The organism is Pseudomonas sp. NBRC 111140 (genome assembly GCF_001320885.1).
Classification (GTDB): Bacteria; Pseudomonadota; Gammaproteobacteria; order Pseudomonadales; family Pseudomonadaceae; genus Aquipseudomonas; species Aquipseudomonas putida_P.
The window spans coordinates 1-25281 of record NZ_BCBQ01000026.1; the positions used below are offsets into that span (position 1 = coordinate 1).

At 62.8% G+C, this 25281-nt stretch carries 21 protein-coding genes and 1 pseudogene; 14 read left to right on the forward strand and 8 right to left on the reverse strand.

Translation table 11 applies throughout. The annotated features are described in order from the left end of the window. Both APH42_RS10910 and APH42_RS10915 read left to right on the forward strand, forming a co-directional pair. Nucleotides 1-760, forward strand: a pseudogene (locus APH42_RS10910) (aconitate hydratase); the annotation flags it as partial. 161 nt (nucleotides 761-921) lie between these two features. Next, a complete protein-coding gene (locus tag APH42_RS10915) occupies nucleotides 922-2487 on the forward strand; it encodes a PAS domain-containing methyl-accepting chemotaxis protein (RefSeq protein WP_012271319.1) in 1566 nt (521 codons plus the stop codon). A gap of 87 nt (nucleotides 2488-2574) precedes the next feature. Here the strand turns inward: APH42_RS10915 and APH42_RS10920 are convergent, their stop codons facing one another. From APH42_RS10920 to APH42_RS10940, 5 genes are all read right to left on the reverse strand, one after another. Beyond that, entirely contained in the window at nucleotides 2575-3459 is an 885-nt protein-coding gene (locus tag APH42_RS10920) for a pseudouridine synthase (RefSeq protein WP_060493278.1), read from the reverse strand. Between the two features lie 51 nt (nucleotides 3460-3510). Then, on the reverse strand, nucleotides 3511-3819 hold the full coding sequence (locus tag APH42_RS10925) for a hypothetical protein (protein WP_012271317.1): 309 nt from the start codon (nucleotides 3817-3819) through the stop codon (nucleotides 3511-3513). Between the two features lie 65 nt (nucleotides 3820-3884). Next, nucleotides 3885-4316: a D-Ala-D-Ala carboxypeptidase family metallohydrolase gene (locus APH42_RS10930; RefSeq protein WP_012271316.1), complete on the reverse strand. Its 432-nt coding sequence runs from the start codon at nucleotides 4314-4316 to the stop codon at nucleotides 3885-3887. Between the two features lie 107 nt (nucleotides 4317-4423). Beyond that, nucleotides 4424-4663, reverse strand: coding sequence for a glutaredoxin family protein (locus tag APH42_RS10935; protein WP_012271315.1), 240 nt, complete (start codon nucleotides 4661-4663; stop codon nucleotides 4424-4426). Nucleotides 4664-4736: 73 nt separating this feature from the next. Beyond that, nucleotides 4737-5945, reverse strand: coding sequence for an ammonium transporter (locus APH42_RS10940; RefSeq protein ID WP_012271314.1), 1209 nt, complete (start codon nucleotides 5943-5945; stop codon nucleotides 4737-4739). Nucleotides 5946-6258: 313 nt separating this feature from the next. Between APH42_RS10940 and APH42_RS10945 the strand changes: the two genes are divergently transcribed. From APH42_RS10945 to dacB, 8 genes are all read left to right on the forward strand, one after another. Beyond that, nucleotides 6259-6573, forward strand: coding sequence for a YqjD family protein (locus tag APH42_RS10945; RefSeq protein WP_012271313.1), 315 nt, complete (start codon nucleotides 6259-6261; stop codon nucleotides 6571-6573). A 9-nt stretch (nucleotides 6574-6582) separates the two neighbouring features. Beyond that, complete coding sequence (locus tag APH42_RS10950) at nucleotides 6583-6957, forward strand: phage holin family protein (RefSeq protein WP_012271312.1); 375 nt, start codon at nucleotides 6583-6585, stop codon at nucleotides 6955-6957. Next, on the forward strand, nucleotides 6954-7283 hold the full coding sequence (locus tag APH42_RS10955) for a hypothetical protein (RefSeq protein WP_012271311.1): 330 nt from the start codon (nucleotides 6954-6956) through the stop codon (nucleotides 7281-7283). The genes APH42_RS10950 and APH42_RS10955 overlap by 4 nt, the downstream gene beginning before the upstream one ends. 81 nt (nucleotides 7284-7364) lie before the next feature. Beyond that, on the forward strand, nucleotides 7365-8696 hold the full coding sequence (locus tag APH42_RS10960; protein WP_041166433.1) for a deoxyguanosinetriphosphate triphosphohydrolase: 1332 nt from the start codon (nucleotides 7365-7367) through the stop codon (nucleotides 8694-8696). 283 nt (nucleotides 8697-8979) lie between these two features. Then, complete coding sequence (locus tag APH42_RS10965) at nucleotides 8980-9597, forward strand: response regulator transcription factor (RefSeq protein ID WP_012271309.1); 618 nt, start codon at nucleotides 8980-8982, stop codon at nucleotides 9595-9597. 8 nt (nucleotides 9598-9605) lie between these two features. Continuing rightward, nucleotides 9606-13238 carry a transporter substrate-binding domain-containing protein gene (locus APH42_RS10970; RefSeq protein WP_060493279.1) on the forward strand — a complete coding sequence of 1211 codons (3633 nt, stop codon included), beginning with the start codon at nucleotides 9606-9608 and terminating at the stop codon, nucleotides 13236-13238. 41 nt (nucleotides 13239-13279) lie between these two features. After that, entirely contained in the window at nucleotides 13280-13624 is a 345-nt protein-coding gene (locus APH42_RS10975; protein ID WP_003248695.1) for a YggL family protein, read from the forward strand. Nucleotides 13625-13823: 199 nt separating this feature from the next. After that, a complete protein-coding gene (gene dacB, locus APH42_RS10980) occupies nucleotides 13824-15281 on the forward strand; it encodes a D-alanyl-D-alanine carboxypeptidase/D-alanyl-D-alanine-endopeptidase (protein WP_060493280.1) in 1458 nt (485 codons plus the stop codon). Nucleotides 15282-15350: 69 nt separating this feature from the next. Here the strand turns inward: dacB and APH42_RS10985 are convergent, their stop codons facing one another. Together APH42_RS10985 and rlmKL are read right to left on the reverse strand one after the other, a co-directional pair. Further along, complete coding sequence (locus APH42_RS10985) at nucleotides 15351-17741, reverse strand: diguanylate cyclase (RefSeq protein WP_060493281.1); 2391 nt, start codon at nucleotides 17739-17741, stop codon at nucleotides 15351-15353. 94 nt (nucleotides 17742-17835) lie between these two features. Then, complete coding sequence (gene rlmKL, locus APH42_RS10990) at nucleotides 17836-20028, reverse strand: bifunctional 23S rRNA (guanine(2069)-N(7))-methyltransferase RlmK/23S rRNA (guanine(2445)-N(2))-methyltransferase RlmL (protein WP_012271277.1); 2193 nt, start codon at nucleotides 20026-20028, stop codon at nucleotides 17836-17838. A gap of 561 nt (nucleotides 20029-20589) precedes the next feature. On the opposite strand from rlmKL, the gene rmf reads away from it, so the two are divergent. Further along, complete coding sequence (gene rmf, locus APH42_RS29155; RefSeq protein WP_003248687.1) at nucleotides 20590-20805, forward strand: ribosome modulation factor; 216 nt, start codon at nucleotides 20590-20592, stop codon at nucleotides 20803-20805. A 96-nt stretch (nucleotides 20806-20901) separates the two neighbouring features. Here the strand turns inward: rmf and APH42_RS10995 are convergent, their stop codons facing one another. Continuing rightward, a complete protein-coding gene (locus APH42_RS10995; RefSeq protein WP_012271276.1) occupies nucleotides 20902-21927 on the reverse strand; it encodes a quinone-dependent dihydroorotate dehydrogenase in 1026 nt (341 codons plus the stop codon). 137 nt (nucleotides 21928-22064) lie between these two features. Between APH42_RS10995 and APH42_RS11000 the strand changes: the two genes are divergently transcribed. The 3 genes from APH42_RS11000 to APH42_RS11010 all read left to right on the forward strand — a co-directional run bounded on the left by APH42_RS11000 (nucleotide 22065) and on the right by APH42_RS11010 (nucleotide 25281). Beyond that, a complete protein-coding gene (locus APH42_RS11000; protein ID WP_060493282.1) occupies nucleotides 22065-23279 on the forward strand; it encodes a CmpA/NrtA family ABC transporter substrate-binding protein in 1215 nt (404 codons plus the stop codon). An 11-nt stretch (nucleotides 23280-23290) separates the two neighbouring features. Further along, a complete protein-coding gene (locus APH42_RS11005; RefSeq protein WP_012271274.1) occupies nucleotides 23291-23866 on the forward strand; it encodes an ANTAR domain-containing response regulator in 576 nt (191 codons plus the stop codon). Between the two features lie 203 nt (nucleotides 23867-24069). Beyond that, nucleotides 24070-25281 (forward strand): NarK/NasA family nitrate transporter, encoded by a 1212-nt coding sequence (locus APH42_RS11010; protein WP_060493283.1) that lies wholly within the window; start codon nucleotides 24070-24072, stop codon nucleotides 25279-25281.

Sequence of the window (25281 nt, forward strand, 5' to 3'; positions counted from 1 at the left end):
CCCGCCGTTCTTCGACGGCATCGGCGGGCCGCCACCAGCCATCGCCGACATCCACGGCGCGCGGGTGCTGGCACTGCTGGGCGACTCGGTGACCACCGACCACATCTCCCCCGCCGGCAACATCAAGGCCGACAGCCCGGCCGGGCGCTACCTGCGCGAACAAGGCGTAGAACCACGCGACTTCAACTCCTACGGCTCGCGGCGTGGCAACCACGAGGTGATGATGCGTGGCACCTTCGCCAACATCCGTATCCGCAACGAAATGCTGGGGGGGGAAGAAGGCGGCAACACCTTGCACGTGCCCACTGGCGAGAAGTTGTCGATCTATGATGCGGCCATGCGTTACCAGCAGGAAGGCACCCCGCTGGTGGTGATCGCCGGCCAGGAATACGGCACCGGCTCGAGCCGCGACTGGGCAGCCAAGGGTACCAACCTGCTGGGTGTCAAAGCCGTGCTCGCAGAAAGCTTCGAGCGTATTCATCGCTCCAACCTGGTCGGCATGGGCGTGCTGCCGCTGCAATTCAAGGCCGGGAACGACCGCAAGCAGCTGGGGCTCACCGGCAAGGAGCAAATCGATGTGCTGGGTTTGAACGGCGCGCAGATTCGCCCGGGCATGAGCTTGCCCTTGCGCATCACCCGCGAGGATGGCCAGCAGGAACAGATCGACGTGTTGTGCCGGATCGATACCCTGAATGAAGTGGAGTATTTCAGGGCCGGGGGCATTCTGCATTATGTGTTGCGTCAGCTGATTGCTGGCTGAGGTGCCTGGCTGAAGATATGCAGCGCCTGTGAAATCGAGCGCCGCCCGCGCGGCGCTCGATTTCACAGGCGCCATAGCTCCAACGACGCTCCATTAAATAATCATTCAATAAAACCAGCCGCTTGCCGATAACCGTCCAAAGCCCTGCGGACTATCAACCCATGCGTAACAACCAGCCGATTACCCAGAGAGAACGGACTTTCCCTGCCCAGCAGCGGTTGATCTCCACCACCAACGCCAAGGGCGTGATCACCTACTGCAACGATGCCTTCATCGAAATCAGCGGTTTCACCCGCGAAGAGCTGACGGGCGCGCCGCACAACCTGGTACGCCACCCCGACGTGCCGGCTGCAGTGTTTGCCCACATGTGGCAAACCCTCAAGCAGGGCCAGCCATGGATGGGTATCGTCAAGAACCGCTGCAAGTCTGGCGACCATTACTGGGTCAACGCCTACGTCACACCCATCTTCGATAACAACCAAGTTGTCGGCTTCGAGTCGGTGCGAGTCAAACCCACCGCCGAGCAGATCCGTCGCGCCGAAGGCCTGTACCAGCGCATCAACCAGGGCAAGCCGGCCGTACCTCGCAGGGACAAGTGGCTACCAGTGCTGCAGGACTGGCTGCCGTTCATCCTCATCAGCCAGGTAGGCTTCCTGATCGGCAACTGGCTGGGCCATTCCTGGGGCTTTGCCCTGGCTGCCGGGCTATCCGTGCCCTTGGGCCTGCTCGGCCTGAGCTGGCAGCAACGCGGCCTCAAGCGCCTGTTGCGTCTGGCCGAACAGACCACTTCCGACCCGCTGATCGCACAGATGTACACCGACAGCCGTGGCGTGCAGGCGCGCCTGGAAATGGCCATGCTCAGCCAGGATGCCCGCATGAAAACCTGCCTGACCCGCCTGCAGGACAGTGCCGAGCACCTCAGCGACCAGGCGCGTCAGTCCGATGCCCTGGCGCACAAGAGCTCCTCGGGGCTGGAACGCCAGCGAGTGGAGACCGAGCAGGTTGCCGCTGCGGTAAACCAGATGGCCGCCACCACTCAGGAAGTGGCCAACCACGTGCAGCGTACTGCCGACGCCACCCAGGAAGCCAACCGCCTGACCAGCCAGGGCCGGCAGATTGCCGGGGAAACCCGCGAGGCCATTGAACGCCTGTCGGCGGCGGTGGGCGAAACCGGCCAGACGGTGACGCAACTGGCCAAGGACAGCGATGAAATTGGTGGCGTGGTCGACGTGATCAAGGGTATTGCCGACCAGACCAACCTGCTGGCGCTGAATGCGGCCATCGAAGCGGCGCGTGCCGGTGAAATGGGCCGCGGCTTTGCCGTGGTAGCCGATGAAGTGCGCCAGCTGGCCCAGCGCACCGCCGAATCCACCGGGCAGATCCACGGCCTGATCGCCAAGTTGCAACAAACCGCCAGCAATGCCGTGCTGACCATGGAAACCGGCCACCGCCAGGCGCAGGAAGGTGTCGACCGGGTGATGCAGGCTGACGAAGCATTGGTGGGGATCAGCGAAGCGGTGGCCAACATCACCGACATGGCCACCCAGATTGCCGCAGCGACCGAGGAGCAGACCGCAGTGGCTGACGAAATCAGCCGCAACATCAGCACCATTGCCGAACTGGCCGACCAGACCGCCGAGCAGGCGCAGCACTCGGCACTGCTTAGCGAGGAACTGACCAGCACGGCAGGGAGCCAGTATTCGTTGGTGGAGCGGTTCAACCGCTGATTGCAGCAGGCTTGCGCCGTCCCTGTAGGAACGCCCTTTCGCGACACAAGGCTGCCTGCAGGGACCGCGTGAGCCCGGCTTGCTGCGTTACCAGTCCAACTGCAAGCGGCTTTCGAAAAAGCGCTCTTCGCCGCTCAGCGGGTCGTCGAAACGCAAGCTGTGCGCCAACAGTTTCAGCGGTCGCTGATAATCATCTTCTTCGTTGCGCAACTGCGGATAGAAAGGGTCGTTGCTGATCCCCGCCCCCAACGCTGCCATGTGCACGCGTAGCTGATGGGTCTTGCCTGTCACTGGCGACAAGCCATAGCGCCACAGCTCACCGTTCTTTTCCAGCACTTGGGCCAGGGTTTCACTGTTGGCCTCGCCCTCAACTTCGTGCATGCGAAAAAACGGCTCGCCATGCACCAGGCGGCTTTTGTGCACAAGTGGAAATGCATGCTGCGGCATGGCAGCGGCAATGGCCTGGTAGCGCTTGTCGATACGCCGCTCGGGGAACAGTCGCTGGTAGGCGCTGCGGCTTTGCGGGTTGGCGGAAAACAGCACAAGCCCTGCGGTGTGCCGGTCAATGCGGTGCAACGGCACCAAATGTGGGTTGCCCAGACGACGGATCAGTCGGCGCAGCAAGGTCTGCTCGACGTACTCACCCGTCGGCGTCACCGGTAGGAAATGCGGTTTGTCGGCCACCACCAAGTGCTCGTCCACATGCAGCACCACCTCCTGCACCGGGATTGGCCGTTCGTTCGGCACTTCGCGGAAGTAGTGCAAACGCATGCCACGCTTGTAAGGCAGCTCGGCGGAAACCGCCTGCCCCTCGGCATTCAACACCCGGCCACGGGCAAAGCGGTCAAGCCACTGGGCGCGGTCGATGGCCTTGAAATGGTCACACAAGCAATCGAGCACTGTCGCCCAATTACCGGGTGGCAGGCACACCGTGCTGGCTTGCTGGCGGGCGGGGTCGAAAGGCGTGGTCATGGCAAGGCTCGTAACGTTCACGGCCGCGCATTATCGCCCAAGCCCGCGCCCTCAACCAGCCTCGGCCACTGCCTCGCTGCGTTCCTTCAGCCAGCGCAGCACCTGCACAGGTTCCCAGCGGCCAGGGTCATAGAGGGCATAGAGCAACCCCTGGTAGCCCACCACATCCAGCCCACGGTGGTAACCGGCACGCTGGAACAAGGCCTCGATCTCGGCGAAGCAGGTATTGAAGTGGACCTTGCCGAACGGCGTGCGGTCGTCGGTCACCAGGCCTTCGAGGCGCAGTTCCAGAACGGCGTCGGCCACCCGCTCCACGGGCATGCGGTTGACGCTGTACTTGAGTTGCTCGACGTTGAGCATGGCTTCACCTCAATACTGTATTTATATACAGCATACGAACATACCCTTGCTGCCGTCAATGCGCTTCATTGCAGCCCCGCCAGGTAGCCGCTCCCTTTGCGTATGGTCAGCACCTGTCTACGCGGCGTGTCTCGCGCCACTGACAGATGCACCCATTTGTCGAATTCCAGAATGAGTTGATCGAAGGGCACGCCACTTTCGCTGATCCGCCGCACGGTCTCACGCGGGCTGACCTCGACCACCGTGAAGTCCGCCGCCAGCCCTTGCACATGCTGGCTGCTCACGGCACCGCCGATCAGCCGGTTGACCTTTTCGCTGCGATAGCCGCTGCTGACAATGATGGGCGCGTCGAACAGTGCACGTACCTGTTCCAGCGCACAGCACAGCAACAGCAGGTTGGCCCTGGCTTCAGGGGGTGGGGTGTTATCGAATCCGTCCCTGGCGGCGAGCTGGGAAACGGTCATTTCATCGAAGGTGAAATGGGGAGTGATCAACATGGCGAGCGATTCCGATGATGGAGAAGGTCTGGGCGCCAGTGCGCCGGAACCTGATCATCAGCTCGCTTCACAGACCATGGAGCAGGGTTGCAACTCCTCTGCGGCCTTCATTGCCCAAGAAAGGCCACCACCTGTTCGGCATCGAACGGCCAGTGCAACTCGGCGCTGTTGTCGCAGCGCCGCAGCACCGGAATGATCAAGCCATAGCGCTCGAACAAGGACTCGCTCTCGGCGATGTCGACCAGTTCCACCAGCAGGCCGTGATCGACGAAAGGCATCAGCACAGCCTCGGCCACTTCGCACAGGTGGCAGCCGAGGGTGCCGAACAGTTGGCATTCAGGCAGCATGGAGCAGATCCCGGTTTGGCATGCAGAGAAACCTATTCTAGGTCTGTCGCGCCCGTCATGCACCTGACCTGGCTCAATCCTGGCTGGTGGCGCCAATACGGTGCAACGACAAGTCCGCGCCCTGGAACTCCTGCTCATGGCTCAAGCGCAGGCCGTGCAGCGCACGAATTGCCCCGTACACGGCAAAGCCACCGACCAAGGCCACCAGCACGCCCATCAGGCTGCCCAGCAGTTGGCTGACCAGGCTGACACCCCCCATGCCGCCCAACGCCACCTGGCCGAAGATGCCGCAGGCAATGCCACCCCACACACCGCACAAGCCGTGCAATGGCCACACGCCGAGTACGTCGTCGATCTTCCAGCGGTTCTGCGCTGCGGTGAAGGTCCAGACGAACAGTGCACCCGCCACCAGACCAGTGGCCAGTGCGCCAATCGGGTGCATCAGGTCGGAGCCGGCGCAAATTGCCACCAGCCCGGCCAGCGGCCCGTTGTGCAGGAAGCCCGGGTCGTTGCGCCCGGCCAGCAGGGCCGACAGTGTGCCGCCGACCATGGCCATCAGCGAGTTGATCGCCACCAGGCCGCTGACACCCTGCAAGGTCTGGGCGCTCATGACGTTGAAGCCGAACCAGCCGATGATCAGGATCCACGAGCCCAGTGCCAGGAAAGGAATGCTCGACGGCGCAAACGCCACCAGCCGCCCATCGCGGTAGCGCCCACGGCGCGCACCCAGCAACAGCACCGCCGCCAGCGCCAGCCAGCCGCCCATGGCATGCACCACCACAGAGCCGGCAAAGTCATGGAACGGCGCGCCGAAGCGTGCTTGCAGCCAGGCCTGCACGCCCAGGTTACCGTTCCATACCACACCCTCGAAGAACGGGTAGACGAACGCCACGATCAACGCCGTGGCACACAGCTGCGGAACGAAGCGCGCCCGCTCGGCGATACCACCCGAGATGATCGCCGGGATCGCCGCCGCGAAGGTGAGCAGGAAGAAGCACTTGACCAGCGCATAGCCATGGTCGGCAGCCAGGGTCGCCGCTGGCTGGAGGAAGTTGACCCCATAAGCGATCCAGTAGCCTATAAAGAAGTACACCAGCGCTGAAATGGCAAAGTCGCTGAGGATCTTCGACAAGGCGTTGACCTGGTTCTTGTGGCGCACCGTGCCCACTTCGAGGAACGCGAAGCCGGCATGCATGGCCAGCACCAGAATGGCGCCCATGAGTATGAACAGGGTGTTGGAACCGTGGACCAGGGAGTCCATCGCGCTGTGCATGTTTTCCATGAAATAGGCAGACCTGCTGAAAAGGCACCAGGACAGTTCAAGAACCTGCATCCCTGCACCGAATCGGTGCCAGCCCCCTGCCCTGCTTCGGTGAGCCGGGCGAAGCCTGCGTGGTTTTTTCTTGGGTTTGTCGTGGATTGGGTTAAGGTTTATCGGTATTCGCTGCGTATGGCGCCCTGAAACGGCGCAAAACCCGCCAGAGGCGCCCCGCAACGTGGCAAAGGCTTAGCAAGGCCCATACCAGCACCGGCACTTGAACCTTCCACGCGTGCTGTTACTCGAACTACCAACACTCATCGACAGGGAGAGACCCATGGCCAGCAAATCGGCAAAGACTGCACAAGAGATATTGATGGCTGACTTCCAGGCCTTGGTGCGCGACACCGAGAAGCTGCTGGCGGACACCGCCAACCTGGCCGGAGACCAGGCCGACGAATTGCGCGAACAGATTCACGACCGTCTGGCCCAGGCCCGCGAAACCCTGCAACTGACCCAGGACTCGGTGCGTGATCGCGGCCAGGCGGCGCTGGGCAGCGCCGAGCAGTACGTACAGGAAAACCCGTGGCAGGCGATCGGCATCGCGGCCGGCGTCGGCCTGTTGATCGGCCTGCTGGCCAACCGGCGCTAAGGGGTTCCCATGGAGAATGAAGCCAACGCTTCCGGCGCCTCGGGCAGGCGCCTGGGCGCGGCCGCGCTGGGACTGCTGCACAGCCACATCGAGCTGTTCGGCATCGAGCTGCAGGAGCAGAAAGGCCGGACCTTGCGCCTGCTGCTGTTCGCCGGGCTGGGCCTGGTGTTCGCCCTGCTGCTGCTGACCGCACTGTCCGGGCTGCTGCTGGTGCTGCTGTGGGACAGCTATCGACTGGCCGGGATCATCGGCCTGTGCGTGTTCTATGGCATTGCTGCGCTGTACTGCGGTGTACGCCTTAAGGCGGCGGTGTTCGACGAGTCATCGCCCTTCGGCGCCACCCTCGAAGAACTTGCCAAGGACCGGGAGCGCCTGTTGCCATGAGCCTGCCAGAACTGCCGAACACGCGTAACCCGCGAGAACTGCGCAAGGCGCTGTTGCGCCTGCGCATGGAGATGCACCGCCAGGAAATTCGCCACGAGTCCGGGCAGTTGCTTGAGCCGCTGCGCCGCGTACGCGGCATGGGCAGCTCGCTGCAAGATGGCCTGGGAATCAAGCATGCGCCCCTGTGGGGCATCGGCGCCGTGGTAGCGCTGGGCTTCCTCACGGGTAAAGGCGTGCGCAGCGGCAACCTGACGCGCCTGGTACGGTTGGGCACCAGCCTGCTGCCGCTGGTACGCCTGTACCTGCAAGGCAACCGCCGCCCCTGAACACGCGCGCAGCCTGCAGGAGCTGCCTTGTGCTGCCCCTACAGGCTATGCTGCTGGCTTCGAACGACCGGAGACCGCGCCTTGGACTGGCACACCCTGCTTACCCGCGAACGCCTGGGCAAAGCCCTGTACAGCGCCGATGAACTCGGGCGCAGCCCCTTCCACAAAGACCACGACCGCATCATCTTCTCTGGTGCCTTTCGCCGCCTCGGGCGCAAGACCCAGGTGCACCCGGTTTCCAGCAACGACCATATCCACACGCGCCTGACCCATTCGCTGGAAGTCAGCTGCGTGGGTCGCTCGCTGGGCATGCGCGTCGGCGAAACCCTGCGCGACAGCCTGCCGGACTGGTGCGCCCCCAGTGACCTGGGGATGATCGTGCAGTCGGCCTGCCTGGCCCACGACATCGGCAACCCGCCCTTCGGCCACTCCGGCGAAGACGCCATTCGCCACTGGTTCCAGCAGGCCGCCGGGCGTGGCTGGCTGGACGACATGAGCGACGACGAGCGAGCCGACTTCCTCAACTTCGAAGGCAACGCCCAAGGCTTTCGCGTGCTCACCCAACTGGAGTATCACCAGTTCGACGGGGGCACCCGGCTGACCTATGCCACCCTCGGCACCTACCTCAAGTACCCCTGGAGCGCCCGCCATGCCGACGCCCTGGGCTACAAGAAGCACAAGTTCGGCAGCTACCAGAGCGAACTACCCCTGCTCGAGCAGATAGCCCGCAAGCTCGGCCTGCCCCAACTGGAGCACCAGCGCTGGGCGCGCCACCCACTGGTTTACCTGATGGAAGCTGCCGATGACATCTGTTACGCGCTGATCGACCTGGAAGACGGCCTGGAAATGGAGCTGCTGCAATACGCCGAAGTCGAAGCGCTGTTGCTCGACCTGGTCGGCGAAGACCTGCCGGAAACCTACCGCCAGCTCGGCCCGCGCGACTCCCGCAGACGCAAGCTGGCAATCCTGCGCGGCAAGGCCATCGAACACCTGACCAACGCCGCCGCCCACGCCTTCGTCGAACAGCAGCAGGCGTTGCTGGCCGGGCGACTGCCGGGTGACCTGGTCGAGCATATGCACGGCCCGGCCAAGCGCTGCGTGCTGCAGGCCAAGGACATGGCACGCAACAAAATCTTCCAGGACAAGCGTAAGACCCTGCACGAAATCGGCGCCTACACCACCCTGGAAATACTGCTGAACACCTTCTGCGGTGCGGCACTCGAACAGCACGGAGGGCGCACGCCATCGTTCAAGAGCCGCCGGGTGCTGGACCTGATCGGCAACAACGCACCAGACCCGCACGCCTCGTTGCACAGCGCCTTCCTGCGCATGATCGACTTTATCGCCGGCATGACCGACAGCTACGCCAGTGAAATGGCGCGGGAAATGACCGGGCGCTCCAGCCCGACCTGAACCACGTCGGTGCAGCCTGGGCTCGGCCCAGCGCTGCTCCGCGTGTTGCAGGAAACTTCCTACGCATGCTGGCTGAAAACTAAACACCACGTATAAATATCAATGAAAAGTTACTAAGTGCGCTTTGACATTGCGTTAAGCATGCCTATTTCGTAGCCCGTTTTGTTTTATCTTGTAAGCCATTTCCCATATGGCGCTAACAGCCCTTCCTCCCATGCCAGACGACTTCCAACTGCGATAAGGTGCCACCTGTCACCGTCAATCGACCGCAGGGAAGTTGAACATGCACTCCATATTTATTGTTGACGACCACCCGGTCATCCGCCTGGCCGTCCGTATGCTGTTGGAAAACCAGAACTACAAAATTGTCGGCGAGTCGGACAATGGCGTAGACGCCATGCAGATGATCCGCGAGAGCAACCCCGATCTGGTCATCCTCGACATCAGCATTCCCAAGCTAGACGGCCTGGAGGTGCTTTCCCGGTTTCAGTCCATGGCCCTGCCCTTGAAGGTGCTGGTATTGACTGCACAATCCCCGGCATTGTTTGCCGTACGCTGCATGCACTCGGGTGCCGCAGGTTACGTGTGCAAGCAGGAAGACCTGAGTGAACTGCTCAGTGCTATCAAAGCCGTACTGGCCGGTTATAACTATTTCCCCAGCCAGGCCATTAAGCACAACCAGGTGATCGATACCGACTTGCAACTTTTTCGCCAGGTAAATGACCGTGAATTGATGGTACTGCAACTTTTCGCTCAAGGCCGCAGCAACAAGGAAATTGCCAAGGGCATGTTTCTCAGCAGCAAGACCGTCAGCACCTACAAGAAGCGCCTCATGCACAAGCTACAGGTCAACACGCTGGTCGACTTGATCGAAATGGCCAAGCGCAATGCGCTGGTCTGAGAGTGGTCATGACCTGCGCGCTCGCCCGCCTGTTGCTCGCGCTGCTGCTGTTCAGCGGTGGGACACAGGCTGCCCATCTTGAAGCCTCGTCCTTTACGTTGCTGGCACGCACATCGTCCGCCCCGGCTCAGCCCCGGCTCACGACCGAACAACGGCAATGGCTGGAAGGTCGTCAGGAACTGGTGCTGGGTACCTCGGCCCCCGACTATCCGCCGTTTGACATCACCAGTGGCGGCCATGATTACCAGGGCCTGACCGCCGACTACGCCAGCCTGATCGGCAAGGCCCTGCAGTTGCCGGTACGGGTGCTGCGCTTCTCCAGCCGACAGGCTGCGGTAGAGGCGCTCAGAAACGGCGATATCGACCTGCTGGGCAGTGCCAATGGGTACGAGGCGGACAATGACGCCCTGGCGCTGTCACACCCCTATGCCATCGATCAACCGGTACTGGTAACGCGTGAAGACGAAAACTGGGCGCTGGACCTGGACCTGACCGGCATGCGCCTGGGCATGCTCTACCACTACCTGCCCAGACAGGAAGTGCTCAGCGCCTACCCCAAGGCAGAGCTGCTGGCCTTTGGTTCTTCCAGCCAGGCATTGAACGCCGTTGCGTTCGGCCAGGCCGACGTGTTCATCGGTGACACCATCTCCACGCACTACCTGCTCAACCGCGGCCACCTGCCACGTCTGCGCATGGCCAACTTCAGCAAGCATGAGGCCATCGGCTTCGGCTTTGCCCTGCGCCAACAGGATACCCTGCTGTTGGAACTGGTGAACGCCGTCCTCGACAACCAGCCCCCAGCCCTGCGCGCCAGCATCTTCAAACGCTGGAGCGCCGGCAGCGACCTACTGTTGACCGACCGCAACCTGCAGTTGAGCGAAAGCGAGGAACAATGGTTGCAGGATCACCCGGTGATGCGTGTGGTCATCGACGACACAGCTGCCCCGCTATCCTATTTCGACGACGCGGGGCATTTTCGCGGCATCACCGCCGACCTGCTGGAGCTCATTCGCCTGCGCACTGGTTTGCGTTTCGAAGTACAGCGCGCCAGCGGCATCGCCGACATGATCGCTCGCCTGAAGGATGGCCGGGCGGATGTGATTGCTGCATTGGCTACCACGGAGGCGGGCGAGGACAACCTCCAACTAAGCCGTCCCTACCTGGAAAGCACCTATGTGCTGGTCAGTTGCAAGGACAATCCGGCCTTCAATTCGCTGGATCAACTGCAAGGTCATCGCATCGCCATCGCCCGCTACAGCGCCATGGACGCCATGCTGTCGCGGCACTATCCGCAGGTCGGCTGGGTCGAGACCGAAAGCGCGTTCTACTCGATGGCGTTACTCAACAGCGGTGCCGTAGATGCGGTAATCACCACCCTGATAGATGCTAACCACGCCTTGGCCAGCAACCCCGAACTGGTGATCCGCACCTCGATCGGTAGCGAACCGGCCAATTTCGCGATGGCCACCACTGCCCAGTCACCTGCGTTGGTGTCGATCCTCGACAAGGCCCTGCTGAGCATCTCACCGGAGGAGCTGGGGGTAATCAACAACCGCTGGAGCGGCTTTGGCCGACATGAAGATAACAACGTCAGGGACTATAGCCAGCTTGCCCTGCAGGTGGTGCTGGGCACGGCCCTGCTTCTGCTGCTGGCCTTGCTCTGGAACGCTCGCCTGCGCCTGCAGATTCGCCAGCGTCAGCATGCCGAGCGTGCGCTGAACGACCAGCTGGCATTCATGCGTGCCCTGCTTAACGGCACCCCCCACCCGATGTATGTGCGTGACCGCGAGGGGTGCCTGAAAAGTTGTAACTACAGCTACCTCGAAGCCGTGCAGGCCAGCTCTGATCAGGTTATCGGCAAACAGCTGGACTGCAGCCTGTTCGCCGATAGCGAGCAGACTCGGCAGATCCAGGCTGATCACCTGGAAGTCATGGCCGCGGGCTCACCGCTGATCAAGGACCGTCCACTACGGATCAAGGGTCGGGAACTGACCATCTACCACTGGATCTTGCCGTACCGCGACTCCCTGGGTGAAGTGCAGGGCATCATCGGCGGCTGGATAGACATCAGCGATCGCCGCCAACTGGTCATGGATCTGCGCCAGGCCAAGCAGCAGGCGGACGATGCCAACCGCGCCAAAAGCACGTTTCTGGCCACCATCAGCCACGAAATTCGTACCCCGATGAACGCCGTCATCGGCATGCTCGAGCTGGCAGTCAAGCGTGCCGACCAGGGCCGGGTGGACCGCAGCGCGCTGGAACTGGCACACCATTCGGCCAAGGACCTGCTGGGCCTTATCGGCGATATTCTGGATATCGTACGGATCGAGTCCGGGCACTTGTCCCTGGCCCCGGAGGCGGTCGACCTGGCGGCCTTGATCGAATCGGTGGGGCGCATTTTCGATGGCCAGGCGCGGCAAAAAGGCTTGGCCCTGGAAGTGATGATCGCGCCGGCCGCACGTTGCCACGTTCTGCTTGACCCCCTGCGCTTCAAGCAGGTGCTGTCCAACCTGGTGAGCAACGCCATAAAGTTCACCGAGCACGGCCAGGTGCGTATTTGCGTCGACCTGCTGAACGAGGGCGCTGACACGCCAGCAACGCTGGAGCTTGAAGTGCGCGACAGTGGCATCGGCATCCACGCCGACGACCTGCAGCGCCTGTTCAACCCGTTCATTCAGGCCAACCCGCACAGCCAGGGCGCCCGTGCAGGTACCGGGCTGGGCCTGGCCATCTGCCGCAACCTGTGCGACATGATGGGCGCCAACCTGTCCATCAAGAGCCTGGAAGATGTCGGCACCCAGGTGCGGCTGAAGATGCCATTGCTACGGGTCGATGGCGCCGTGCTGCCGGCACCGTTGCCCGAGCACCTCGATGTCCCCGACCCACGGCTGAACGTGCTGGTGATCGATGATCACCCGGCCAACCTGCAGTTGATGGCGCAACAGCTTGCCTACCTGGGCCTGGAACACAGCAGCGCCCGCGATGGCCGCGAGGGCCTGGCCACCTGGCGAGCGGGCGAATTCGATGTCGTGGTACTCGACTGCAACATGCCGCACATGAACGGTTACCAACTGGCGACGGCCGTGCGTACCGAAGAACGCCATGGCAAGCGGCCACGCTGCACCATCCTTGGCTATACCGCCAACGCACAGCCGGAAGTACGCCGCAAGTGCCTGAGCGCAGGCATGGACGACTGCCTGCTCAAGCCCATCAGCTTGAGCACCCTCAGCCAGCGACTGGCGGGTATTCGCCCTCGCCGCCAACACCGCCCCCGACGCAAGCTGTACCAGCTGGACGGCCTGGCCGCCGTGGTAGGGCCTGACCCACTCGAGCGCCAGCGCTTCCTGCTGGCCTTGCAGCAGAGCCTGCAGGCCGACCTCGCCAGCTTGATGATGCTGCATCCGCAACATGACAGCGGCGCGATCACCGAGCATGCCCACAAGGTGCTGAGCGCCGCGCGCATGCTGAAAGCCCCTTACCTGATGGCGGCCTGCGAAGCGCTTGAAGCCGCTGGTTTGCCCACTGCCCAGGTGCGCTTGCGGCGCCAGGCACTGGCACGGCATATGTGCCGCGTGGAACGTGCGCTGACCAAGGAGTTGGCCACAAGCACAGATACTCAGGCAGGCAGCCAAGCGTGTTAACTGGTAGACTGCGCGGCGTTATTACCTAAGAGGATTGTTTCATGGCCACAAACCGCTCCCGTCGTCTGCGCAAGAAGCTGTGTGTCGACGAGTTTCAGGAATTGGGCTTCGAGCTGAACCTGGAATTCAAGGAAGATCTGGATGACCAGGCAATCGATGCTTTCCTCGACGCGTTCCTGGAAGAAGCCATGGACGCCAACGGCCTGGATTATGTAGGCGGTGACGATTTCGGCCTGGTTTGCTCGGTCAAACGTGGCTCGGTCAGCGAAGAACAGCGTGCTGCCGTTGAAGCCTGGCTCAAAGGCCGTAGCGAACTGACCAAGATCGAAGTCAGCCCGCTGCTGGACGCCTGGTACCCGGAAAAGCCGATCAACAAGGCTGAGTGAGACTTGTCAGCTTCGTGCTGAAAGGTTGATTGCTGAAAAGGCCACCCCCCGAGGTGGCCTTTTTATTGGCGATGCTTTTCCGTCGAACGTGGCGCATCGACGCTGCGCTTGGGGCATAATGCGTATTCTTTACGTCGTGGGGCCATCATCTCTTACAGCCCCAAAGCCCTTTTCCCTCGCCGCAGGGTATTTACTCACTATGATCAAAACGCTTCGTCCCCTCTTTCTCGCCGGCTTGCTGTTGCCAATTGCCTTGCCCAGCCACGCCGCCGCCGTCAATACCACCCTGCCTGCCAAAGTGCAGCAGGCACTCAAGGCCAACAAGCTGCAGGACACTGCGCTGTCGCTGGTGATGCTGCCGCTGGACGGCCCCGGAACCCCGACCGTGTTCAATGCCGATGTTTCGGTGAACCCGGCCTCGACCATGAAACTGGTCACCACTTACGCCGCCCTCGAGCTGCTGGGCCCGACCTTTCAGTGGAAAACCGAGTTCTATACGGACGGCACCCTGAGCAACGGGGTGCTCAACGGTAACCTGTACCTCAAAGGTGGCGGGGACCCCAAACTGAACATGGAAAAGCTGTGGTTGCTGATGCGTGACCTGCGCGCCAATGGCGTGCGCACCGTCACCGGTGACCTGGTGCTGGACCGCAGCCACTTCGTGCAGCCCAACCTGCCGCAGTTCAACGACGACGGCGGCGATGAAAACAAGCCGTTCCTGGTCAAGCCCGACTCGCTGCTGGTCAACCTCAAGGCCCTGCGCTTCGTCGCCCGTAACGACGGCGGCAAAGTTACCATCGCAGTGGAACCACCGATTGCCAGCATCCGTATCGACAACCAGGTCAAGGCCGTGGCATCGAAACAGTGCACCGGTGATGTGCGCTACAACCCGGTGCCCCAGGCCGACGGCATCAGCGTGACGGTCAGCGGCCAGTTGGGTGACGGCTGCAACTCGCAGACTTACCTTTCGCTGCTCGATCATCCGACTTACGCCGCCGGTGCCGTGCGCGCGATCTGGAACGAACTGGGTGGCAGCATTCAGGGTGGCGACCGCATCGAGAATGTTCCCAAAAGCGCTCGCTTGCTGGCCCGCGCCTTCTCGCCAGACCTGGTGGAGGTGATCCGCGACATCAACAAATACAGCAACAACACCATGGCCCAGCAGCTGTTCCTGAGCCTTGGCGCGCAGTTCCGCACCGATGTCGATGGCGACGACGCCCGCGCCGCCCAGCGCGTGGTGCGCCAATGGCTGGCCAAAAAGGGTATTACCGCGCCGCACCTGGTAATGGAAAACGGCTCTGGCCTGTCGCGTGCCGAACGGGTCAGTACCCGGGAAATGGCTGCCATGCTGCAGGCTGCCTGGAAGAGCCCTTACGCTGCCGAGTTCATGAGCTCGATGCCGCTGGTGGGCATGGACGGCACCATGCGCAAGCGCTTGAAGCGCACCGCCATGACCGGTGAAGGGCACATCAAGACCGGTACGCTGAACACCGTACGGGCGATTGCCGGTTTCAGCCGCGACAGCAACGGCCATACCTGGGCGGTGGCGGCGATCCTCAACGACCCAAAACCGTGGGGCGCCTCGCAGGTGCTGGACCAGGTGTTGCTGGACCTGTATCGCCAGCCGAAGCTGGCTGGCAGCACAGCGGCCAACTGATGGGTTGGTCGGTACCGGCCCTTTCGCGGCTATAGCCGCGAAAGGGCCGGCATTGACACCTAACAGCTATCAGGCCGACTCCCCTTCCACCCGGTCCCGCCCGGCCTGCTTGGCCGCATACACCCCTGCATCGGCACGCAACAGCAAGGCATCGGCACCCTCCTCTGGTCGCCATCCCGCCACCCCAAAACTCGCGGTTACCCTGCCCACGCCCTCCACCGGCATATTGCGTACGCCTTGCCACAGCTCGAGCGCCAGCAGCCGCGCCTGCTCGGCATCGCTGCCCGGGCACAGCACCATGAATTCCTCCCCGCCCAAGCGGCAGAACACATCGGTACGCCGCAAACGTTGGCCGATGCGCTGGCACAGGCTACGCAACACCCGATCGCCGACCGCATGGCCGAAACGGTCGTTGATGCGCTTGAAGTGATCGATGTCGAGCATGATCACCGCCAGCGCCAGGCCATCGCGCTGGGCCCGCTCCAGTTCGACCTTGAGCCGCTCCTGAAAGTAACGGCGGTTGTGGATGCCGGTCAGCGAATCGGTAACCGACAGCGCCCGCAGCTCTTCTTCCACACCCTTGAGGTCGGAAATGTCCGTCAGGTAGCCATGCCACAAGGTACAGCCCTGCTCACCCACTTCCGGCGTCGCCTCACCACGCACCCAGCGCAATCCGGCCCGAGGCAGGCAGACCCGATACTCCTCGCGCCAGGGTGACAGGTGTTCGGCCGAGTAGCGCACCGAACGGCGCACACGCTCCAGGTCATCGGGGTGGATGCGCTCGAACACCACCGTGGCATCCTCGCGCAACTGCTGCAGATCAACCTCGTAGATGTCATACAGGCCCATGCTGGCATACGGGAAGCACGAATGGCCGTTGGCATCCAGGCGGTATTGGTAGATGCCGCCTGGCACCTCGGCGCTGAGCTTTTCCAGCAACCGGTCACGCGCCGCCAGCGCCTCATGCACCCGACGCCGCTCGGTGACATCAATACAGATGGCCAGGTAGCCAACCCACAAACCCTGCTCGTCGAGCATGGCGGTAACCAGCATGTTGGCCAACAGCTGGCTGCCATCGGCACGTAGCAAGGTCCACTCACCGGGCTCTGCGCCGTGCTCCTGCACCGTTTCGGCGAACATTGCCTGGCCGCCAGCAATCGGGCGACCAAAGCGCAAGCTCAACGCATGGGCACGCAGGTTCAGCTCCTCGGGCAGCACCAAATCCTCAAGGCGCAACTGCCCGATCGCTTCGCTGGCCGGGTAACCGAGCATGCGTTCAGCACCGGCATTGAAGGTGCTGATAATCCCCTTGAGGTTGGTGGCGATGATCGCCACCTGGGTTGCGGCATCCAGCACACTGCGCAGCTGGTTGTGGGTGCCGCGCAACGACTGCTCGCTGACCTGCAACTCGGCAGTTCGCTGCTCGACCAAGGCCAGGGCGCGCTGACGCTGGCTGAACAGGCTATAGAGCAGCACGCTGAGCAGCAGGCTCAACAACCCGCCCAACAAACTCACCGCCAGCACCGCCGAGGAACGGTTGGCCTGCACGAACGCCTGGCTCGGCAAAATGCTCAGCTGGAAATGGTGATCGGCCAGGTGCAGTACCTGGTTGCTGGCCAGCGCCAGGGAGGCGACCGGATTCTGCGAATCGAACATCACTTCGGGGCCTTGCAACCCAGACGGGTCGGTGATGCGCACGACCAGGTTGTCATCGGCCGCTACCGGTCGAGCGTCGCTGACCAGCTCGCGCATGCTCAGCAAGGCCATCACATAACCTGCTGCCGCGCCTTGGGGGTTGGCATCGGAAAACACCGGCGCCACCATCAGCAGGCCGCGCGCGTACGAAGGGATATCGTACATGGCCAAGGGTTCGGACACGGCCATGCTGCCAGGCCCGAGCGCCCGCGCCAGTGCTGCCTGGGGTGCCCCCTGTCCGGCAAGGTCCAGCCCATAGGGCAGCCCCGGCATTTCACCGGATTGGGTATACAGCACCGGAAAGTAATGGTCGCGCGGCGGCGCGGGGCGCCACTGGCCTTGTGCGTCCTGGTCTCGGATCACATAGCCTGGGCCCGAGTGCTCACTGGCGTGGCGCTCGAACTCGGCGCGCTGCGCGGCTTCGACGCGTGGTGCCCAAGCGTAGGCCAGGGTGCGCTGCAGCAACGGCCGGGCGTAACCGTCAAATTCATGCAGGGTAACTTCGTTGGAAAAACTGAAGAAACGCCGCAGGCCGTCCAGGCGTTGCTCTTGTTCATCGAAGCGCTCGGCAATGCGGCTGGAGCGTTCGCTGGCCAGCAACTCGAAACGCTGGCGCAACTGCTGCTTGTAGAACGTCTGCGCGGCAAGCGCCAGGGCGGCCGTCAACAGGCCGCCCGCCACCAAGGCCACCAGTGCCACCGCCCAGGCGGACACCGCCTCTGTGCACAGGCCAAGCAACCGCGCACGCACGCCATACTTTGACATACACCCATCTCGTCACGTCAGCGTCCTGCGGATTATCTTGCCCTGCCCTCAGTTATAGCTATTGGCCATTAGCCGCGCAATGTACCTCGTCGGCTCAACGCAATTGCAGGCGCCAGGCGCGGTGGATCCGGTTGTTACGGGCAAAGTCCGGGTCCAGCGTCTGGGCGGTGATTTCCTCCACGGCATAACGTGCCATCAGATGCTCGTCCAACTGGAACTTGCGGAAGTTGTTGGAGAAATACAGCACGCCGCCCGGTGCCAGGCGGGCCATGGCCAGGTCCAACAGTTGCACATGGTCACGCTGCACGTCGAACACGCCTTCCATGCGTTTGGAGTTGGAGAAGGTTGGCGGGTCGATGAAGATCAGGTCGTAGCTGTCGCGGTTGCCTTCCAGCCAGGCCATCACATCGCTCTGCTCAAGGCGGTTGCGCTCGGAGTAGCCATTGAGCGCCAGGTTGCGCCGTGCCCAGTCCAGGTAGGTTTTCGACAAGTCGACACTGGTGGTGCTGCGCGCACCGCCCTTGGCCGCATGCACGGTGGCCGTGGCGGTGTAGCAGAACAAGTTGAGGAAGCGCTTGCCGGCCGCTTCGCGCTGAATGCGCATGCGCATCGGGCGGTGGTCGAGGAACAGCCCTGTATCGAGGTAGTCGGTAAGGTTGACCAGCAACTTGACGCCACCTTCGTTGACCTCCTGGAAACGGCCCTCGGTCGCCTGGCGCTCATACTGGCGCGTGCCGCTCTGGCGCTCGCGTCGTTTGAGCACCACACGTTGCGGCGAAATGCCCAGCGCCTGCGGGATAGCCGCCAGCGCATCGAGCAGGCGGGCCTGGGCCTTGTCCGGGTCGATCGAACGTGGCGCAGCGTACTCCTGCACATGGACCCAGTCCTGGTACAGGTCGACCGCCAGGGCATATTCGGGCATGTCGGCATCGTACAGGCGGTAGCAGTCGATCTGCTCGCGACGGGCCCACTTGCCCAGTTGCTTGAGGTTTTTCTGCAGGCGATTGGCAAACATCTGCGCCCCTTCCGACAGCCGCGCCGGCTCGCTGGCCTGCGGGGCCTGCTGGCGGACTTCGGTGCCTTCAGGCTGCGCCTCACGGCGTTCGCCAGTGACGAACTGGTCAGGCTGGACCTTGAACAGCAACAGCTTGCACGGCAAGGCGCCGTTCCAGAACGCGTATTGCTTGTGGCTGCGAATACCCATGCGCTTGCCCAGCTGCGGTGCGCCGGTGAACACCGCCGCCTCCCAGCCCATGCAAGCCTGGCGCAGGCGCTCGCCGAGGTTCTGGTAGAGGTACAGCAGGCTGGCCTCGTCACCCAGACGCTCGCCGTAGGGCGGGTTACTGATGACCAGGCCTTTCTGGTTCTGGTCCGGGCGTGGCTCGAACGTGCTGACTTCGCCCTGGTAGATCTTCACCCAGTCGCCCAGGCCGGCACGCTCGACGTTGTTGCGGCCCGGCTGGATCAGCCGCGGGTCGGCCTCGTAGCCACGGATCCACAGAGGTGGCTTGGCGAGGCCAGCCTGCGCGCGGGCCTGCGCTTCGTCATGCACCTTGCGCCACAACGCCGGCACGTGGCCGAGCCAGGCACTGAAGCCCCAGCGTTCACGTTTGAGGTTGGGGGCGATGTCGGCAGCGATCATCGCCGCCTCGACCAGGAAGGTACCCACGCCGCACATCGGGTCGGCCAGTGCGCCGCCTTCGGCGGCAATGCGCGGCCAGCCGGAACGGATCAACACCGCTGCCGCCAGGTTTTCTTTCAATGGCGCGGCGCCCTGCTGCAGGCGGTAGCCACGCTGGTGCAGGCTGTGGCCGGACAGGTCGAGGGAGAGGATGGCCTCGCCGCGGTCCAGGCGCAGGTGCACGCGCACGTCCGGGTCGATCTTTTCCACCGACGGGCGCAGGCCCTCGCGATTGCGCAGCTTGTCGACGATCGCATCCTTGACCTTCAGCGCACCGAAGTGGGTGTTGTCGATGCCCGAGCCATGGCCGCTGAATTCAACCGCCAGCGTGCCGTCAGCTGCCAGGTGGTCGGCCCAGTCGACGGCATTGACGCCATCGTAAAGGTCATCGGCGTTCTTCATGCTGAAGCGCTTGAGTACCAACAGTACCCGGTTGGCCAGGCGAGACCATACGCACAGGCGGTAGGCGGTTTCCATGTCGGCGGCGCCGCGAATGGCCGAGGTGTGCTCGCGCACCTCTTCAAGGCCAAGGCCCTTGGCCTCTTCGGCAAGCAGGCCTTCAAGGCCTTTAGGGCAGGTGAGATAAAGTTCGAAACGGTCCGACATGAGTATTCCAGAGCCTTGGGCTATTTGACTGACGAGGCAACGCATCGCCCCGCGATGTTTGCCCGCACGCCTTTCCAGCAGACGTGCGGGTGACCCTTTTTGGCACGAAAGCGTGCCGCGAAAGGCCGGGCCGCCTGACCGAGCCACGCTTGGCCAAGTGGCAAAGACAGCTTAGATCATCAGGCAGTACGAGAAATTCTGGCGATTGCCGGGCAGATGTGACCCTTCGTCGCATTTCAAATTATTTCTGTCATCCGCGAGCACCGCTGGCCAAATGACATCATTGATCGGCAAACCCCGATCATAGCGGGCTCAACGCCAAATAAGGTTGAGTCGCATTTATTTACTTATCCTTTCACCCTCAGAAAGGTTACGTGCTTATGACAAATTGATCATTCACACCGTGACTCGCATTCGTTAGAACTGGTCTTAGGCCGCATCGCAACGAGGCGGCACCTTCAGCTCGCCACGCCGGCAGCGAGCGCAAACCGGCAGAAAGACTCTGCCCGGCCTCGGAGAGGCCGACGGGACATTACAGTCAACAAGTGAGGGCAACACCCTATGAGAAGACTTAAGCGTGATCCGTTGGAAAGAGCATATTCACGTGGCTACCAATACGGGGTCACCGGCAAATCCCGCGAACTTTGCCCGTTCAATCTTCCTTCTGTTCGCCAAGCCTGGATCAACGGCTGGCGCGAAGGTCGCGGTGATAACTGGGACGGAATGACTGGCACCGCTGGCATCCATAGACTCAACGAAAATCACGCCGTTGGCTGATCGAGGACACTGAATTCGATTTACCATGCACGCCCCATCCGGGCGGCGGGCGAAGGCCCAGGGGCCCCTTGATGGGGCCCTTTTTTTGCCTGCCGATTATACCCGTGGCATGGCGGCGATAGCGTCCACCGCCTCGCGGATCAGCGCAGGCCCCTTGTAAATGAAGCCCGAGTAGATCTGCACCAGGCTCGCCCCCGCAGCGATTTTTTCGGCGGCATGGCGGCCTTCGGTAATGCCACCGGCGGCAATGATCGGCAACTTGCCACCCAGCTCGCCTGCCAGCACCTTGACGATGTGGGTACTCTTCGCCAGCACCGGCGCGCCCGACAGCCCCCCCGCTTCGCCACCATGCGGCAGCGCTTCGACACCTTCACGGCCCAGCGTGGTGTTGGTGGCGATCACCGCATCCATGCCCGACGCCATCAGCGCAGCGGCCACCAGCGCGGTTTCTTCATCACTCATGTCCGGGGCAATCTTGATTGCCAGTGGCACACGCTTGCCATGGGTGACGGCCAGTTGCTCGCGGCGCTCGGCCAAGGCATCGAGCAACTGCTTGAGCGAATCGCCAAACTGCAGGCTGCGCAGGCCCGGAGTGTTTGGCGAACTGACATTGACCGTAATGTAGCTGGCAGCCGTGTACACCTTGTCGAGGCAGATCAGGTAGTCATCGACGGCACGCTCGACTGGCGTGTCGAAGTTCTTGCCGATGTTGATGCCCAGCACCCCGTTGTAGCGCGCGGCACGTACCCGCTCTAGCAGGTGATCAACGCCCAGGTTGTTGAAGCCCATGCGGTTGATGATGGCCGTGGCTTCCGGCAAACGGAACAGCCGCGGCTTAGGGTTGCCCGGCTGCGGACGCGGGGTGACAGTGCCAATTTCGACAAACCCGAAACCCAGTTGGGCGAAACCGTCGATGGCCGCACCGTTCTTGTCCAGGCCAGCCGCCAGGCCAACCGGGTTGGCGAAGTTCAAGCCCATGACCGAAACCGGCAATGCCGCCGGTTGCTTGCACAGCATGCCGTTGAGGCCGAGACGGCCACCGGCGCCGATCAGGTCCAGGGACAAGTCGTGGGAAGTTTCCGGGGAAAGCTTGAACAGCAGCTGGCGGGCCAGGGTATACATGGGCGGGCAAGGCTCAGGGTGAGTGAGGGTGCGATTATAGCCAGCACGGGCCTGGCAGGACAGCAAATCGTGGGAGCGCTTGGCACATGGGTTGCACCAATCCACCCACAGCCTTATCAGTACTGGCGAGGACCCTTGTGAACACCGCACTACGAGCAACGCCCCTGGCCTGGGTCAACGGCAGCGACGCGCCAGAAAAGCCCAGCCTGAACATCGGTTACATGGCCCTGACCGACTGCGCGTCGGTAGTGGTCGCCGCCACCCAGGGCTTCGCCCAGCAGCACGGCCTTACTCTCAATCTCAAGCGCCAGGGCTCGTGGGCCGGGTTACGCGACAAGCTGGTCAGCGGCGAACTGGACGCCGCGCATTGCCTGTATGGCCTGGTCTACGCCGTACACCTGGGCATCGGTGGCGTACCCGCCTACGACATGGCCGTGCTCATGGGGCTGAACCAGAACGCCCAAGCCATCAACCTGTCGCCGGCCCTGCAGCGCAAGGGCGTGACCAACCCTGAAGCGCTGGCGCGCCTGGTGCACCAGCATGGCGCACGCCTGACATTCGCCCAGACCTTCCCCACCGGCACCCATGCCATGTGGCTGTATTACTGGCTGGCCAGCCAAGGTATCCACCCACTGCGCGACGTCGACAGCGTAGTGGTGCCACCGGCGCAGATGGCTGCACACATCCAGGCCGGGCGCATTGACGGTTTCTGCGCGGGTGAACCGTGGGCCGCCGACGCTGTGGCCAAGGGCCAAGGCTTCACCTTGGCCACCAGCCAGTCGATCTGGCCGGATCACCCGGAAAAGGTCCTGGCCTGCGCGCGCGCCTTTGCCGAGCAATACCCCAACAGTGCCCGCGCGCTGATCAAGGCGATCCTCGCGGCCAGCCGGTTCATCGAGCAAAGCCCGGAAAACCGCCGCAGCACCGCGCAACTGCTCAGTGGCAGCGCCTATCTGGATACCCCACTGGACACCATAGAACCGCGGCTGCTCGGCCACTATCAGGACGGCCTGGGCAACCATTGGCAAGACCCGCACGCCCTGCGCCTGTTCGACCAGGGTCGGGCCAACTTGCCCTACCTGTCCGACGGCATGTGGTTCATGACCCAGTTCCGCCGCTGGGGGCTGCTGCGCGAAGACCCCGACTACTTGGGCGTGGCCCGTCAGGTCCAGCAGCTGCGGCTGTACAGTGAGGCCGCGCAAAGCCTGGGCATCGCCTGCCTGGAGCTACCGATGCGCAGCAGCCTGCTGATCGACGGCACCCGCTGGGACGGCAGCGACCCCTACGGCTATGCCCGCAGTTTCAGCCTGCACGCCTTGGGCGACCAGCCCAATGCCCGTGTCGGCCTGTGAGGGAGACCAGCATGTTGCGCATCCTGCTGATCGACGACACCCAGAACAAACTCGGCCGCCTCAAGGCAGCATTGAGCGAGGCAGGCTTCGAAGTCATCGAAGCCCCAGACCTGACCATCGACCTGCCCGCCTGCGTCGAAACAGTGCGCCCGGACGTGGTGCTGATCGACACCGACTCACCCGACCGCGATGTGATGGAGCAGGTAGTACTGGTCAGCCGTGACCAGCCACGCCCCATCGTGCTGTTTACTGACGAGCACGACCCCGGAGTGATGCGTCAGGCGATACAGGCAGGGGTGAGCGCCTATATCGTAGAGGGCATCCATGCGGCGCGGCTGCAGCCGATCCTGGATGTGGCCATGGCCCGGTTCGAAAGCGACCAGGCACTGAAAGCGCAGCTGCTGGCGCGCGATCAGCAACTGGCCGAGCGCAAGCGTATCGAGCAGGCCAAGGGCTTGCTGATGAAGATGAAGGATTGCAACGAAGAGCAGGCGTACACCTTGATGCGCCGACAGGCCATGAGCCGGCAGCAGAAGCTGATCCAGGTGGCCGAACAGATCATTGCCATGCACGAGATGCTGGGGTAATGCGCCTGGTCTGAGACCTCACAGGCACTGAAAACCCATAGGCACGCCAACACTTGGCCCATCTCTTGCTGAACAAACATCACCGGTAGCCAACGGCGGTTGCCCCACTTAAATCCCGACAAAGACGTCGCTCTCCCCTCCACCCCCGTGGAGCGGGTGGCGGCGTCTTTTTCGTTCCGTTGCATTGCCGAGTGAGGTGTTCGATGAGTACCAGCTTCTGGAAATCCGGGCATGTGCCCACGCTGTTCGCCGCGTTCCTGTACTTCGACCTCAGCTTCATGGTGTGGTACCTGCTGGGCCCACTGGCGGTGCAGATTGCTGCCGACCTGCAACTGAGCGCACAACAACGGGGCCTGATGGTGGCCATGCCGATCCTGGCCGGGGCTATCCTGCGCTTTGCCATGGGCGTGCTGGTGGACCACCTGTCACCCAAGACCGCCGGCCTGATCGGCCAGGTGGTGGTTATCGTCGCACTGGCCGCAGCCTGGCACCTGGGCGTGCACAGCTATGAACAAGCGCTGCTGCTGGGGGTGTTTCTGGGGTTCGCGGGTGCTTCGTTCGCTGTGTCGCTGCCACTGGCTTCGCAGTGGTACCCGCCACAGCACCAGGGCAAAGCCATGGGCATCGCCGGCGCCGGCAACTCTGGCACCGTGTTCGCCGCCCTGCTGGCGCCGGCGCTGGCTGCAGGCTTTGGCTGGAACAATGTGTTCGGCTTTGCGCTGATCCCGTTGACACTGGCGCTGGCGGTGTTCGCCCTGCTGGCGCGTAACGCCCCACAACGGCCCAAACCGAAAGCCATGGCCGACTACCTCAAGGCCCTGGGTGACCGAGACAGCTGGTGGTTCATGTTCTTCTACAGCGTCACCTTCGGTGGCTTCATCGGCCTGGCCAGCGCCCTGCCCGGCTATTTCAGCGACCAGTACGGCCTGAGCCCGATCACCGCCGGCTATTACACCGCAGCTTGCGTGTTCGCCGGCAGCCTGATGCGCCCGCTCGGCGGCGCGCTGGCTGACCGTTTTGGCGGCATCCGTACCCTGTTGGGCATGTACAGCGTGGCAGCTATCTGCATCGCCGCAGTTGGTTTCAACCTGCCCTCTGCCGCAGCCGCACTGGCGCTGTTCGTCAGCGCCATGCTTGGCCTGGGCGCCGGCAACGGCGCGGTGTTCCAGCTGGTGCCGCAACGTTTTCGCCAGGAAATCGGTGTAATGACCGGGCTGATCGGCATGGCCGGCGGCATTGGCGGTTTCCTGCTGGCGGCCGGGCTTGGCACCATCAAGCAGCACACCGGCGACTACCAACTTGGCTTGTGGCTGTTCGCCAGCCTGGGCCTGCTGGCGTGGTTTGGCCTTCATGGCGTGAAACAGCGCTGGCGCACCACCTGGGGCTCGGCTGCAGTCACGGCAGCACGGGTCTGA